The 13,943-nt window shown below is 60.7% G+C and carries 17 protein-coding genes and 1 tRNA gene; 9 read left to right on the top strand and 9 right to left on the bottom strand.

All coding sequences use genetic code 11. The features are described from left to right. Positions 1-79: 79 nt before the first annotated feature. Genes JYP46_RS21095 through JYP46_RS21075 form a run of 5 tightly spaced genes read left to right on the top strand, consistent with a single transcriptional unit; the run spans position 80 to position 4,047 of the window. Positions 80-1,051 carry a PD-(D/E)XK nuclease-like domain-containing protein gene (locus JYP46_RS21095; protein WP_222474261.1) on the top strand — a complete coding sequence of 324 codons (972 nt, stop codon included), beginning with the start codon at positions 80-82 and terminating at the stop codon, positions 1,049-1,051. Positions 1,052-1,054: 3 nt separating this feature from the next. After that, positions 1,055-2,473 carry an AAA family ATPase gene (locus tag JYP46_RS21090; RefSeq protein WP_206549242.1) on the top strand — a complete coding sequence of 473 codons (1,419 nt, stop codon included), beginning with the start codon at positions 1,055-1,057 and terminating at the stop codon, positions 2,471-2,473. Continuing rightward, positions 2,470-2,658, top strand: coding sequence for a hypothetical protein (locus JYP46_RS21085; protein WP_206549241.1), 189 nt, complete (start codon positions 2,470-2,472; stop codon positions 2,656-2,658). The genes JYP46_RS21090 and JYP46_RS21085 overlap by 4 nt, the downstream gene beginning before the upstream one ends. Continuing rightward, complete coding sequence (locus JYP46_RS21080; protein ID WP_206549240.1) at positions 2,658-3,035, top strand: HNH endonuclease; 378 nt, start codon at positions 2,658-2,660, stop codon at positions 3,033-3,035. The genes JYP46_RS21085 and JYP46_RS21080 overlap by 1 nt, the downstream gene beginning before the upstream one ends. A 1-nt stretch (position 3,036) precedes the next feature. Beyond that, positions 3,037-4,047, top strand: a complete 1,011-nt coding sequence (locus tag JYP46_RS21075; RefSeq protein ID WP_206549239.1) for a hypothetical protein — start codon at positions 3,037-3,039, stop codon at positions 4,045-4,047. A gap of 14 nt (positions 4,048-4,061) precedes the next feature. Here JYP46_RS21075 and JYP46_RS21070 read toward each other — a convergent pair whose 3' ends face one another. Further along, on the bottom strand, positions 4,062-4,322 hold the full coding sequence (locus tag JYP46_RS21070; RefSeq protein WP_206549238.1) for a hypothetical protein: 261 nt from the start codon (positions 4,320-4,322) through the stop codon (positions 4,062-4,064). Positions 4,323-4,353: 31 nt separating this feature from the next. Here JYP46_RS21070 and JYP46_RS21065 point away from each other — a divergent pair, with 31 nt between their 5' ends. From JYP46_RS21065 to JYP46_RS22295, 3 genes are all read left to right on the top strand, one after another. Beyond that, positions 4,354-4,545, top strand: coding sequence for a hypothetical protein (locus JYP46_RS21065; RefSeq protein WP_206549237.1), 192 nt, complete (start codon positions 4,354-4,356; stop codon positions 4,543-4,545). A 201-nt stretch (positions 4,546-4,746) separates the two neighbouring features. Beyond that, a complete protein-coding gene (locus tag JYP46_RS21060) occupies positions 4,747-5,775 on the top strand; it encodes a tyrosine-type recombinase/integrase (protein ID WP_210346651.1) in 1,029 nt (342 codons plus the stop codon). A gap of 52 nt (positions 5,776-5,827) precedes the next feature. Beyond that, positions 5,828-6,298 (top strand): HNH endonuclease signature motif containing protein, encoded by a 471-nt coding sequence (locus JYP46_RS22295; RefSeq protein ID WP_206549235.1) that lies wholly within the window; start codon positions 5,828-5,830, stop codon positions 6,296-6,298. Positions 6,299-6,358: 60 nt separating this feature from the next. Here JYP46_RS22295 and JYP46_RS21050 read toward each other — a convergent pair. From JYP46_RS21050 to JYP46_RS21020, 7 genes are all read right to left on the bottom strand, one after another. Continuing rightward, positions 6,359-6,435 (bottom strand) — tRNA-Pro (locus JYP46_RS21050). Positions 6,436-6,558: 123 nt separating this feature from the next. Next, positions 6,559-7,080, bottom strand: a complete 522-nt coding sequence (locus JYP46_RS21045) for a MerR family transcriptional regulator (protein WP_113154902.1) — start codon at positions 7,078-7,080, stop codon at positions 6,559-6,561. A 190-nt stretch (positions 7,081-7,270) separates the two neighbouring features. Continuing rightward, a complete protein-coding gene (locus JYP46_RS21040; RefSeq protein WP_113154901.1) occupies positions 7,271-7,594 on the bottom strand; it encodes an integration host factor subunit alpha in 324 nt (107 codons plus the stop codon). A gap of 108 nt (positions 7,595-7,702) precedes the next feature. Further along, positions 7,703-8,674 (bottom strand): beta-ketoacyl-ACP synthase III, encoded by a 972-nt coding sequence (locus JYP46_RS21035; protein WP_206549234.1) that lies wholly within the window; start codon positions 8,672-8,674, stop codon positions 7,703-7,705. 9 nt (positions 8,675-8,683) lie between these two features. Further along, on the bottom strand, positions 8,684-9,739 hold the full coding sequence (gene plsX / locus JYP46_RS21030) for a phosphate acyltransferase PlsX (protein ID WP_113154899.1): 1,056 nt from the start codon (positions 9,737-9,739) through the stop codon (positions 8,684-8,686). Between the two features lie 110 nt (positions 9,740-9,849). After that, positions 9,850-10,401, bottom strand: a complete 552-nt coding sequence (locus JYP46_RS21025; protein WP_206546700.1) for a YceD family protein — start codon at positions 10,399-10,401, stop codon at positions 9,850-9,852. Between the two features lie 3 nt (positions 10,402-10,404). Further along, positions 10,405-10,953 (bottom strand): ubiquinol-cytochrome C chaperone family protein, encoded by a 549-nt coding sequence (locus JYP46_RS21020; RefSeq protein ID WP_206549233.1) that lies wholly within the window; start codon positions 10,951-10,953, stop codon positions 10,405-10,407. Positions 10,954-11,078: 125 nt separating this feature from the next. Here JYP46_RS21020 and JYP46_RS21015 point away from each other — a divergent pair, with 125 nt between their 5' ends. After that, positions 11,079-11,600 (top strand): outer membrane protein assembly factor BamE, encoded by a 522-nt coding sequence (locus JYP46_RS21015; protein WP_206549232.1) that lies wholly within the window; start codon positions 11,079-11,081, stop codon positions 11,598-11,600. A 126-nt stretch (positions 11,601-11,726) separates the two neighbouring features. Here the strand turns inward: JYP46_RS21015 and JYP46_RS21010 are convergent, their stop codons facing one another. Then, a complete protein-coding gene (locus tag JYP46_RS21010) occupies positions 11,727-13,859 on the bottom strand; it encodes a sodium-translocating pyrophosphatase (RefSeq protein WP_206549231.1) in 2,133 nt (710 codons plus the stop codon). Between the last annotated feature and the right edge of the window lie 84 nt (positions 13,860-13,943).

Below are 13,943 nucleotides of genomic sequence, written 5' to 3'. Positions count from 1 at the left end.
ACGGCCCGCGCTCTGGCTCTGATCGTCATCAGCGCCCTGCTCGTCGGGTTCCTTGAAACGCCCCACTGAGGATTGAACCATGACCGATCTCGACACAGACGCGATGCAGTCCATCGGTGCTCTCGGTGCCAAGATGGTTCGCCGGCAATCATTCGTCCGCATCTGGGACGGAAAAACGATCGATAAGCCCGGTGTCATCTCCGGCCTGCCAATCGATGCCTATCACTCGGATTGCTGCGCAGGGCCGTCAATTTCGTCTTCCGGCCTGCGTGAGATCGCGCCGCCGGATGGCTGCCCCCTCAAGTATTGGGACAACAGCTACCTCAATCCGGATCGCGCCCCAGAAGAACCGAAGGATCACTTCTCGCTCGGCAAGGCCGTGCACACGCTTCTGCTGGGAGAAGACGACTTCCGCGCCATCTATTCGGTCCGCCCGACAGACTTCAAAGACTGGCGCACAAACGCCGCCAAGGAATGGCGAAAATCTCAGATCAAGGCCGGCAAGATCGTTCTGGTGCCGGAACATCTTGAGCAGATCGAGGGTATGGCGAACCGTGTCGCGAATGACCGAACGTTCGTCGACCACCTGCGCGGCGATATCGAGCGGAGCATCATCTATCAGGACCGAACCGGCGTCTGGGTGAAGGCACGCCCCGACAGCATCCCGGCGGATACCGTGATCGCGGACCTCAAGACAACGGCTGACGCCAGTGAACGAGGCTGCCTGAACGCTATCAAGAAGTTCGGCTACTACATGCAGATGGCGTTGATCTCGACGGCTATCCACGAGGTGATGGGCTACCAGGTCACTGACCATGTGCTCCTATTCATCGAGCCCAAGCGGCCACACGCCTACAACATCAAGCCGTTGGACAATCAGTATATCTGGTACGGCAAGCGCCAGAACCGCGCCGCGCTGAACATCTTCGCGGAATGCCTCCAGTCCGGCTTCTGGCCCACCTACTACGGCAGCGGCCTATCTGCGGCTCCGTCCGACTTCTTCGAAAAGCAGATCGACAATGAACCTTCCATCCCGGCGGAGGCGGCTTAACCCATGAAGATTGAACGCGCCGTGCGCGAAAAGACATTCACCCTCACCTCAATTGCCGGCCCATCCGGCGCAGGCAAGACCTACAGCGCCCTTTTGTATGCGCGCGGTCTGGTTGGCCCGGATGGCAAGATCGGCTTCATCGACACCGAGAACAAGCGCTCCCGGTTTTATGCGGACGTTGCCGGCGGGTTCGATGTGATCGACCTGGATCCGCCGTTCACGTCGCAGCGCTATATCGAGGCGATCAATGCGTTTGAGGATGCCGGATATACCGCAATCATCATCGACAGCATTTCTCACGAGTGGGAAGGCAGCGGCGGAGTTCTGGAGCAGGCAGAGGCCATTGAGGAGCGCACTAAGCGTTCTGGGTTGCATTGCTGGCAGAAGCCGAAGGCGGGACACAAAAAGCTGATGAATGCTGCCCTCCAGACGCGGGCGCATCTGATTTTCTGCTGCCGCGTCAAAGAGAAGGTCGTGCAGGCCAAGGGCGCAAACGGCAAATCCGAAATCGTCAATGAGGGCTTCGTCGTCGTTCAGGAGAAGTCGTTCATCTATGAGATGACCGTCTCCATGATGCTTGCCGAGGGCACGCACGTCCCAACGATCCAGAAATGCCCCGGCGACCTGGAGAACGCATTCCCAGAGGGGCGGAAGATCACCAGTGATGCCGGAGCGGCAGTTCGCGCATGGAGCGATCAGGGCGTCACGCTTGATCCGGAGATTGAGAACGCAAAGCGCGCCGGCCTTCTGGCTGCGAACGAAGGCATGGCATCTCTGCAAAGCTGGTGGAAGGATTTGCCGAAGCCGATGCAGGTCAAGCTCGAAGGCATGAAGGAGACCTTCAAGTCGATTGCCACGGCATCTGACCAGATCAAGCGCGATATCCATGACGCCGGAGGCGGCGATCCCGGTGATCGTCTTGCGCACGCCCGAACCTTCTCCGAGAGAAACGGCCATGAAGGCGGTTTCGACCAATCCAGCATATCCAACCAGATCGACGCCATGCGCGACGGCTCCGATCAAGAACACAGTTCACCGGCAGAAAGCCCCACCGGTGACGGCAGCGGGGCGCTCGTCGCCACAAATTCAGATCGCTCCGCTGCCGAGAACTCACCCGCCACAGCGGACGAGGCCGGCTCGCAAGACATGGGAGAGAGCGAAAGCGAGCCGGCTTCCGTCGATCCGGATTGGCTCAAGACGTTCGCCAAAGCGATCATCGGCGCCATCGGTGAGGATGAGGTTGTCGTCGTCAATCAGTCCAAGGGGCTCTTTGTCGAAGGACTGAGCGACGAGGTTCGGGCCAAGGCGAAGTCGATAACGAATTACGCGCGCGCCTGCTGCCGGAATGAAATCGAGCTTGATGACTGCCGGGCGACGATTGCCGGCGTTGTCGGGTGCGAGGAGAAGGATCTGGCAGCATGACCATCTCAGCCGACACCCTTGCCGAGGTTGCGCGCTCATTTCCGAAGGGCAGCCGTGGCGCTCGGGCAATTGCCAGAAAGACGCTCGACCTGCGCACCGATGAGCTTCGTCTCGACGTGATGTGCCTCGAACTGGCGCGTCTGGTTGAAGCGGAGATCGCGGAGCATCAACGGAGGACGCGCTGATGGCCGTTCCCATGATCGACAACCCGCTCGGCGGTAGAAGCCTGCCCGAGTGGATCGGCTCCAGCCCCAACGCAAGGGTGCCCCAGTACGTCAAGGATCGCGTTTTCATCCGCGCCAAGGGCCGTTGCCATATCTCAGGCCGGAAGATCGCCCCGGGTGAGCCGTGGGAGGTCGAGCACGTCAAACCGCTTTCCATGGGCGGCGAGCATCGGGAAAGCAATCTGATGCCTGCCCTTGTCCAAGAGCACAAGGCAAAGACGGCGGAGGAAGCCGGCGACCGCGCCAAGGCTGACCGCATCCGCAGGAAGCACAACGGAACGTGGCCGCGCTCCAAGGCGAAGATCGCCGGGCGCGGGTTCCAGAAGACGCGAGGATGAGATGAGCGAAGAGAACAAAAGCCGGCTCGAAGGCGCTATCGAGCAACTGCGCAATCACCAGACGCAGCTTGATGCTGACGGCATCATGGTCGGGGTTTCACGCGAGGCGCTGGACATGGCACTCGCCGCCCTCTCTGCCCCCAAGGCAGAGGCCGAAACGCTTCCCTGCGACGTGCAACTTCCCGGCGCTCTGTTGCGAAAGGGCGTCAGCATGGACACGCTCATGTTTGCCTTGAAGCGCCGTGAGGGATGGAGCGAGGAAGACACTCGTCTTCGCGCTGCCTCCAAGGCAGAGGCGGAGGAGCCTTTCGGATATGTCTACGAAGAGCGGACGCCTCCCCGCTTCACATTCAGCAAGACGCGCATTGCGATACGCCCGGAAGACGCGAACGAATACGAGCTCTCCGAAACACCGGTCTACACCGTCCCCGTCCCCGTCCCCGCCCTCACCGACGAGGCGGTACGGGTGGCGACAGAAGCCAAAACGCTCATAGAGCAACTTGTCAATGCCAAGGCCCTGAGAGACGTTCGCCAATTGGTTGCCGGCTGGAACGGTGAGGATCATCTTGGCGTCAAACAATACGAGCGACACCCGAAAAAACTTGGCGCGACACTTCCGAAAACAACCTGTGGCGCCATCTACGAACTGGACGAGGTGATGCAGCGTGCCCGCGATTTCCTCAACCAGAAGGGTAGCGGCGAAGAAAGAGTGTGTGTGAATTGTGGAAGAACTCGACCATCCAGCGAGGGACGGGAAACACCACATCCAGATTGTACTTCACCCGATGCCTGCACTTGGGACATGACCAGTGATGAGGCATGGCAATATTGGAGCCAGAAGTATCACGATCTAGCGCGCACCACCCTCACCGACGAGGCGGTGGAGCGGGCGATAGACGGCTGGCACAAGGCGCTGATTGATGCAGCCGACGAGGACGTACCAGACCGTAGGCGCAGACTTATGCGCGCCGCCCTCCTCGCCGCCTTCCCCAGCAAGGGAGAGGGAGAATGAGCGCGAGAGACGATCTAATCCGCTTCCTTGTGCGCTATGGCGGCAATTGTCGGGACTGCGCCGACGAATGGGGAGTATGCCCGCAAACCGGCATTGGATGCGGAGATCGCCGCAAGGCCGTTGAATTCGTAGTTGGCGCTCTCGAATACGGGACCGAGCACGGGTTCGCTGCCGGCTACCGCATCCTTGCGCCCGGAGAGATGGACAGGGAGACGCTGGAAGCTGCGGCGAAGCACCTTGAAGGCTTGCCATCTTTCGGTGATGGGAGGTGGCACGCGGCCGCTATCCGAGCATTAGGAGGCGAGCATGGGTAAGTTTGCCAAGAACAGAACAGCCTTTCTCGGCGCTCTCATCGGCGGCCAGCTGATATTCTCAGCATCTATCGGCTTGATCATGGGTGACTTTGGAGCAGCCGTCATTGCCTCGTTCCTGTATGTCGGCTTGGTATGCTGCGCCGCCCTGTCGTGGCTTTTCATCATGGGAGGCACTGAAGGATGACGAAGCCCCTCCGTCACCGTCGATGCGAGATCGAGAACGCCGGTCGCGTAGCCCGCGATATGGGCCTGACCGTGCGCCTTGAGGTGGATGGAGCGATCACGCTTATCCCCGATACTCACAATGACCGATTTGACAGCGCGCCTCTGAATAGCGGCAATTCCCTCCGCGCATGGAGGGACAGACACAGTGCGGGTAAATCTCATGGGCGTTCATAGCGTCAAAAAGAGACTGGCCGATGGATCGATCAAAACCTACCACTATGCGTGGCGAGGCGGCCCGGCCATCAAGGCCGACCCAGAAACCGAGCATCGAAAATTCACTGAGGAATACCTGCGGCTGACGCGGGACCGAGAAGACGCGCCCTATCAGGGCTGCATGGCCGAGATCATTCGCGGTTACCTCAGATCCCCACACTACAAAGACCTGAAACCCAGCACCCGTGAGGGCTATGACCTGGCAATCCGCGCCATTGAGGGCGAATTCTACGACATGACGGCGGAGCGCATTTCCGCGGCCGGCAGCCGAACCCTTTTTCTCGAATGGCGCGACGAGATGGCTGAGACGCATCCCCGCAAGGCTGACCTCTACATGAGCGTTCTGCAGCGTCTATTCTGGTTCGCCCTCGACCGTGAGATGATCGAACGCCACCCGTTGGAGCGGATCACCAAGGTAAGCGATGGCACCAGACGAGACATCATCTGGACCGACACGGACATAAAGGCATTCCGGCAGAAGGCACGCGAGCCACTGGTGCGCGCGATGATGCTTGCCGCTTGGACAGGGCAGAGGCAGGGGGATTTGCTCGCCCTCACCTGGTCAGCCTATGACGGGAACGCCATCAGGCTTCGGCAGTCCAAAACCGGCGCCCATGTCGCTGTGAAGGTTTCTGGAGAACTTCGCGCAGTTCTGGACGCGACGAAGGCCGAGAATGCCAAACGAGACACGCCGGCAGCAACGATCCTGACGAATCGCAGCGGCAAGCCATGGACCTCCGGTTTCAAGTCTTCGTGGAGGAAAGCGGTCGCCGCAGCCGGGATCGAGGGCAAGACATTCCACGACCTGCGGGGGACGTTCGTAACCCTCGCCTACAGAAACGGCGCATCGATTCGTGAGATTGCGGAGATCACCGGGCACGCGGAAAAGGACGCCGAAGGCATCATTCGCAAGCACTATCTGGTGTCGAGCGCGGCTGTGGAAAAGATCGAAACAGGAACGCGTTCTGTAACGTAGCTTCTTTGTAAACTGCTACAGTGGCCGAGAAGAAAGGTGCACGATGGCAAGAGTGAGAGACAAAGAAGTTAAGATCGATCCAAGCGATCCCCATTCCATCACTTTCAATGTTGGAACAAAAGCGTATGGCGATGTGTGGGCGACAGTGAGCAAAGAGGACTGGCGACTGATACAGCGCTATAATTGGGCCGCCACAAAGCGCAGGAACGTCTTCTATGTTCGCAATGGCAGGCAGGATTTGCTTCACAGATTTATCATGAGGCCGCCAAGAGGCTACGCTGTCGATCACATCGACGGCGATCCCCTAAACAATCGGAGATCCAATCTTCGTATTTGCACTGTTGGCGAAAACAACTCATTCGCGGCAGATGCCCGCAGGGGCGGCCCGAAGCCAGAATTTGTGGCCGTCCCGACCAAAGAGCATGTCGTAAAAAAGGTATTGGCCGACGGTTCGGTGAAAGAGTACCGGTACAAAACGAGGTCGAAAAAAGGCACCGTCCGTAAACTGGCGCCTCAACAGTAAACCAGCAGGTCGCGGCGTCAAATGAACGACGCTGCAACATGCTGAAATATAGAAGAAAAATGGTCGGAGCGGCGGGATTCGAACCCACGACCCCTTGACCCCCAGTCAAGTGCGCTACCGGGCTGCGCTACGCTCCGAACCGGCGCAAGGGATATAGTTTCCGAGGGGGGCGCGCAAGGCCTAAAAATCATTCCGCAGCAAAAAGCCGGCAACGGGGCCGGCTTTCAACAACAAGGATGCGCGGTGGTGATCCGAAACGATCAGCGCACCTGGTCGAGAAGGCGCTTGCACTCCAGGAGATCGAACAGCGCCTCCTGCAAAAGCGCCCTGTTGTCACGCGAAAGGCTCTCCGCATCCGCCGGGACGGGCCCCTCCTGCTCGCCGCGCCCAAGGCCGAAAAAACGCTTGCTCGGCTTCGCTTTCGGAGCGCCAACCAGCACTTCCTCCTCGGAAACCGTCTTTTCCACGTCCGCCTGCTGGCTCTGGGCGATGGCCTCGACCGCCGCCACATCGCCACGACCAATGGCCACGACGAACGGGTTGCCGTTCTCGCGCAGAAGCTTCTGTACGCCCTTGATGGTGTAACCCTGATCGTAGAGCATGTGACGAATGCCCTTGATCAGGTCGATGTCCTGCGGCCGGTAATAGCGGCGTCCACCGCCCCGCTTCAAAGGCTTGATCTGCGAGAACCGCGTTTCCCAGAAACGCAGCACGTGCTGCGGCAGATCGAGTTCTTCGGCGGCTTCGCTGATGGTACGGAAGGCGTCGGGGCTCTTTTCCATGGTCACGCGTCTCCTGCGGGCTGTGGCTCCGACCTGCGTGCGGAGCCCTGCCGAACGATGCGGGCCCCAGAGGGAAACGCAACAGCTTCCAGCCAACGCCCGACGATTCGGGAGTTTAACCAGTTCGTGAGCCTGTCGAAAGCACCACGCGCAATTGTGCACCGTGGTGGCCCTGCGGGGCCGGAAAAGGTCAGGCGCTTTCGCGCGGCTGCCTGTCCTGATGCGCCTTGAGGATACGATCCTTGAGGACGTTGGAAGCCTTGAACGTCATGACGCGACGTGGCGAGATCGGTACTTCCTCGCCGGTCTTCGGGTTGCGGCCGATGCGCTCGTTCTTGTCGCGCACCTGGAAGGTGGCGAAGGAAGAGAGCTTAACGGTCTCGCCGCGAACAACCGCGTCGCAGACTTCCTGCAGAACCATTTCGACAAGCTGGGCGGACTCGGTGCGTGACAGTCCGACTTTCCGATAGACGGCCTCAGCCAGCTCGGCACGCGTCAGTGTCTTTCCCCCCATAGGGCTACCCATCCAAATCTTGAAAATGCTTATGATTTCAATACGCGGCGCTGACGTTACAAAAATTGCTTCGTAACGGTCAAGGACGATGCATGTGATTTGCTGTCGCTACCAGCGCACCAGCACGGCGCCCCAGGTGAATCCGCCGCCCATCGCCTCAAGAAGAACCAGATCGCCCTTCTTGATCTGACCGTTTTCCACCGCAACGGAAAGCGCCAGCGGCACGGACGCCGCCGAGGTGTTTCCGTGCCTGTCGACGGTGATCACAACCTTCTCCTCGGCAATGCCAAGCTTCTTGGCGGAGGCGTCGATGATGCGGCGGTTGGCCTGGTGCGGCACGAACCAGTCGATATCGTCGGCAGTGATGCCCGTTTTGGCAAACACGTCTTCGATGACGTCGGTGATCATGCCAACGGCATGTTTGAACACTTCGCGGCCCTGCATGCGCAGATGCCCCACCGTGCAGGTGGTCGAGGGACCGCCATCCACATAGAGCTTGTCGCGCTGGCTGCCATCGGAGCGTAAGGATGCGGCGAGAACGCCGCGATCATCCAGAGAGCCCTCGCCTTCCTGTGCTTCCAGAACGACAGCGCCGGCGCCATCGCCGAAGAGCACGCAGGTGGTGCGGTCGTTCCAGTCAAGAATGCGCGAGAAGGTTTCCGCGCCAATCACCAGCATGCGCTTTGCCTGACCACCGCGAATGTAGAGATCGGCGGTGGTGATGGCATAGACGAAGCCGCTGCACACGGCCTGCATGTCGAACGCGAAACCGCCGCGCATGCCGAGACGTTCCTGTATCTCGACGGCCGTGGCGGGAAACGTGTTGTTGGGGGTCGACGTGGCCAGAATGATCATGTCGATGTCGTCGGCGGTCAGCCCGGCGCTGTCGAGCGCTGCACGCGCAGCCGCCTCGCCCAGCGACGCCGTGGTCTCGTCTTCCGAAGCGATATGGCGCTGGCGGATACCCGTGCGCTGCACGATCCACTCGTCAGTCGTGTCGACGAGCTTCTCGAATTCCGCATTCTTCATGATGCGGCGGGGCAAAGCGGAGCCAATGCCACGCACGACGGATCTAATCATCACAGCGTCCTATTCATTCACGGCTGCAGCGCCGGCGGCCGGAAGCGGCTGGCGGGCGTGATAAAGGTCAAGAGTGGCGCGCGTCTTGTCGAGCAGATGACTGCGCGCCATTTCATATCCAAGTTCCACGGCGGCAGAGAAGCCTTCAGCGTCGGCGCCACCATGGCTTTTCACCACGATGCCGTTGAGCCCGAGGAAGACGCCGCCATTGATCTTGCGCACATCCATCTTTTCGCCGAGGCGCTGGAAAGCGCCGCGTGCAAACAGATAACCGATGCGCGCCATCATGGTGCGTCCCATCGCCTCGCGGAGATAACCGGCAATCTGACGCGCCGTGCCTTCGGCGGTCTTCAGCGCGATATTGCCGGCGAAACCTTCTGAAACGACCACATCGACCGTGCCCTTGCCGATATCGTCGCCTTCGACAAAACCTTCATAGCGCATGGATTTGAGTGCGGCCTCGCGCAGCATGCGACCGGCTTCGCGCACTTCTTCCTGACCCTTGATCTCTTCAACGCCGACATTGAGCAGGCCCACGGTCGGACGCTCCACGTCGAACAGGGCATTGGCCATGGCAGCGCCCAGAATCGCAAAATCGACGAGCTGCTGGGCGTCTGCGCCAATGGTCGCGCCCACATCCAGCACGATGCTCTCGCTGCGCATGGTCGGCCAGATGGCCGCAATGGCGGGGCGTTCGATATCGGCCATGGTGCGCAGGCAGAATTTCGACATGGCCATCAGCGCGCCGGTATTGCCGGCGGAAACGCAGGCATCCGCATCGCCATTCTTCACCGCTTCGATGGCCTTCCACATGGAAGACTTCCAGCGGCCCTGGCGCAGTGCCTGGCTGGGCTTGTCGTCCATCCGCACCGCGACTTCGCAATGGGTGAACTCGCTCACATCGCGAAGGCCCGGCAGCGCATCAAGCACCGGAACAACGGCGTCTTCACGACCGTATACAAGAAAGCGGGCGTCGGGACGCCGCTCGATGACCTTGGTCAGGCCACGCAGCGTGACCTCGGGACCATGATCCCCACCCATCGCGTCAATCGAAATGCGTACCACGCGTGATTTGCCTCAAACGTTGATCGGTCGCCGGCATCGGCTCAAATGTGCGGCGAAAATAGCGCTTTTGACCGGTGGCACAACCTTGTTTCGCCCATCGGTCACGCAATTCAGCTTTTTTGCCCGAGCTTGCGCAGGCCTTCATAGAGTGGCCCGGCCTCTTTCGGTGCATCATCGCCTGCATCGGGAGCGTCAATAACAGCCCCGGGCTTGCGCGGATAGGGGTCAATGCCAAGCGCGAAGAATTCCTCGGCCAGCGCGCCCACATCAATGATGCTGCCCTGGAAGGGTTCGGGCATGTCCGGCCCCTCCGCATCGAGCACGAACTCGCCGCCATCAATGTCGTTGCGGGCGAGCCGGGAGCCCTCGGGCACCAGCGTTGCCGAAACCTCTTCCTCGATGTGAGTCGTCACCGGCTCCAGCGTGACCACGCAGGACTGCGTGATATCAGCTTCCACCTTTCCGATAATCCGCACGCCATCGGCCTTCCAGGGGCGAACGGTCATTGCGGCGACATAACGCTCAACGGAAAGAAGGTCGTGTTCGGCAGCCAGCGCGCGGCGCTGGTTCTCATCGGCGTTGATCTCAACCGGCATGCCCTTGCGCGGCAGACGGTGGACATTCACCTCGAATGAAACCGGGGATTTCCTGGTGGCGGACATGGTTCAGATCTCCCTTTGTGCGTCAGGGAATGAAATTTCGGCGGCGATCAGCTTTTCCACCGGCTGCGCATCGAGCGCATCGGCGGCTTCCACCGCATAATCGGCAAGTGGGCGCGCGCCCTGCCAGTTTTCAACATCCGGGCGGATGTTGCGCTGCATGGCGGCTGCCAGCGCCTCGACATCGCCTGCATCAAGCGCGTCGCCATAGGCAGCAGCGCGGCCATAGAACATGCGCGCCAGCTTCTTGATGCGCTTGGGCACGCCCAGATCACCGATTCCCAGTTCGCGAATCGCATATTCGACATCGCTGAAAAAGAGATCGGTCAGCTCCTGGGCCGTCTCGCGGACCTTGGGGTCCTCTTCGTTGCGAACGCGGCGCAAAACGAGGATCATGTGCAGCGCAATCATCTCGAAACGGCCAAGTGGCGTGTCCGGCGCTTCCCACTTTGCGTAAAAGACGGGCTGCCGCGAGGCCGCCACGATTCGTTCATACAAGCCGTCAATGACGGTGAGGCGCGAACGCTGCCCAAAGCCAAACAGCTTCTTGAACATGGGAATTGCCCTCCCTCGGGGCTGGTTTGGGACAGGATCAGGTTGCATCGGCGCTTAAGCTGGTTTACCCGTTTTGCCGGCGGGAACAAGGGCTTTCGATTGAAAGCCTTGGCGCCGGGGACGCTATGGAGATGTCGTTGCAGGTGAAAAAAATCAACAGCTATCCTGTCGGACGCACAATTTTGGCGGCCGGGATCGTGGGTTCGGCGGCTGTGCTGTCCGGCTGTAATGTCGCCAACACGCTCAATGCGCGCGAAACGTTGACGCAGGGCTATGTGATCGACCAGCAGGCACTCGAACTCGTGCCGGTGGGTTCCAGCCGCGAGCAGGTTCTCCTGGCGCTTGGTTCGCCCTCCACCACGGCGACCTTCGACAACGAGGCCTTCTACTATATTTCCCAGAAGCGCGTTCGCGGCGCAGCCTTCATGCGCGCACGCCTTGTGGAGCAGCAGGTTCTCGCCGTCTATTTCGGCGATGATGAGCGCGTTTCGAAGATCGCCCATTACGGAATGGAAGACGGCAGGGTCTTCGACTTCATTTCGCGCACCACGCCGACCGGCGGCAAGGAACAGACCTTCATCGGCCAGATTCTCGCCGGCGCATCGAAGGGCGGGCCACCTGCAGGCATGTTCGGCGGCGGCGGCTGATCCGAACCCGGTTTCAAACGAAAAGCCCGCAGGCGTTGCCTGCGGGCTTTTTCTTTGCCGGGATCTCACATTCAAAGACCTCGCCTCGCCGCCCTTTGAGAGGCGGCGAGGACGGAGCGCGCCCTGTCAGTGCGCCAGAACGGCCAGCAGAAGAAGCGCGATGATGTTGGTGATCTTGATCATCGGGTTCACGGCCGGGCCTGCGGTGTCCTTGTAGGGATCACCCACCGTATCGCCGGTAACCGACGCCTTGTGCGCCTCCGAGCCCTTTTCATGCTTCACGCCATCGGCGTCCACGAAACCGTCCTCGAAGGATTTCTTGGCATTGTCCCAGGCACCGCCGCCGGCGGTCATGGAAATCGCCACGAAGAGACCGGTCACGATCACGCCCAGAAGCATTGCGCCCAACGCCGAGAAGGCCTCGTTCTTGCCGGCAATCGCATAGACCACGGCGAATGCGACAAGCGGCGAAAGCACCGGCAGGAGCGAAGGAATGATCATTTCCTTGATCGCCGCCTTGGTCAGAAGGTCAACCGCCCGGCCATAATCGGGCTTCTCCCTGCCTTCCATGATGCCCGGCTTCTCGCGGAACTGCCGGCGCACCTCCTGTACGATCGCGCCCCCTGCCCGGCCAACGGCCGTCATGGAGAGGCCACCGAACAGGAATGGCAGCAGACCGCCAAACAGAAGGCCGACCACCACATATGGATTGGAGAGCGAGAAATCGACGGTAACGCCTTCAAAGAAGGTGCCCGGCTCCGCATTGGCCGCGAAGAATTTGAGATCCTCCGTATAGGCCGCGAACAGAACCAGAGCGCCGAGACCCGCCGAACCGATGGCATAGCCCTTGGTCACCGCCTTGGTCGTGTTGCCCACCGCGTCGAGCGCATCGGTCGTCTGACGCACTTCGCTTGGCAGATCCGCCATTTCGGCAATGCCGCCGGCATTGTCCGTCACCGGGCCGAACGCGTCGAGCGCCACCACCATGCCGGCCAGCGCCAGCATCGTCGTCACCGCGATGGCGATGCCGAACAGGCCCGCCAGATTGAACGACAGGATGATGCCGGCAATGATGACGATGGCCGGCAGCGCCGTCGCCTCAAGCGAGACGGCGAGGCCCTGAATGACATTGGTGCCGTGCCCGGTCACCGACGCCTGGCTGATGGAGCGGACCGGCCGATAGCCGACGCCCGTATAATATTCGGTGATCCAGATGATGAGGCCGGTCACACCGAGCCCCACCACGCCGCACCAGAAGAGCGATGCGCCGGTGAACTCCGATCCATTGCTGGCCGAGAACGCGGTCGAGCCGCCAAGCCAGCCCCAGATGATGATCGCAAGCGCCACGACCGACAGACCGGCAGTGGCCCAGAAGCCCTTGTAAAGCGCGCCCATGATGGAATTGTTGGAACCAAGCTTCACGAAGAAGGTGCCGATGATCGAGGTAACGACACAGGCAGCGCCAATCACCAGCGGGAAGAGCATCAGCGTCAGCGCCGTCTCGCCCGTAAAGAAGATCGAGGCAAGCACCATGGTGGCCACGACCGTCACCACATAGGTTTCGAACAGATCGGCGGCCATGCCGGCGCAGTCACCGACATTGTCGCCCACATTGTCGGCGATGGTGGCCGGGTTGCGCGGATCATCTTCGGGAATGCCCGCCTCCACCTTGCCCACGAGATCGCCGCCGACATCTGCCCCCTTGGTGAAGATGCCGCCGCCGAGACGCGCGAAAATGGAGATCAGCGACGCGCCGAAACCGAGCGCGACCATAGCGTCGATGACGATGCGGTCCGTCGGTGCGTGACCGAGCGGGCCGGTGAGTATCCAGAAATAGACTGACACGCCGAGCAGTGCGAGACCGGCGACCAGAAGGCCGGTGATCGCGCCCGACTTGAAGGCGATGTCGAGGCCGGCTGCGAGGCTGTTGGATGCGGCCTGCGCCGTGCGCACATTGGCGCGCACCGAAACATGCATGCCGATGAAGCCTGCGGCGGCGGAAAGAACCGCACCGATGAGGAAGCCGATGGCCGCCACGCCGGTGAGCAGCCACCATGCGAGAATGAAGACCACGACGCCAACAATGGCGACGGTGGTGTACTGCCTTGTCAAATAAGCCTGCGCCCCCTCACGGATGGCGCCGGCGATTTCCTGCATGCGTGCATTGCCCTGGTCGGCGGCCAGCACCGACCGGGTTGCCCAAATGGCATAGAGTACGGAAAGCACGCCGCAGGCGATGACCACGAAAAGCATGTTCATTGCCAATCTATCCCTTGATTTCGACCCGCAGTTGGAACCCCCTCCCGGGTCATGCTGGAAAGGCCGGCGGCATTTGCGCCCTCT

The organism is Nitratireductor aquimarinus (genome assembly GCF_017255295.1).
Taxonomy (GTDB): Bacteria; Pseudomonadota; Alphaproteobacteria; order Rhizobiales; family Rhizobiaceae; genus Nitratireductor; species Nitratireductor aquimarinus.
The sequence above is the reverse complement of the archived record's forward strand: the minus strand, read 5'-3'. Positions and strand labels throughout refer to the sequence as shown.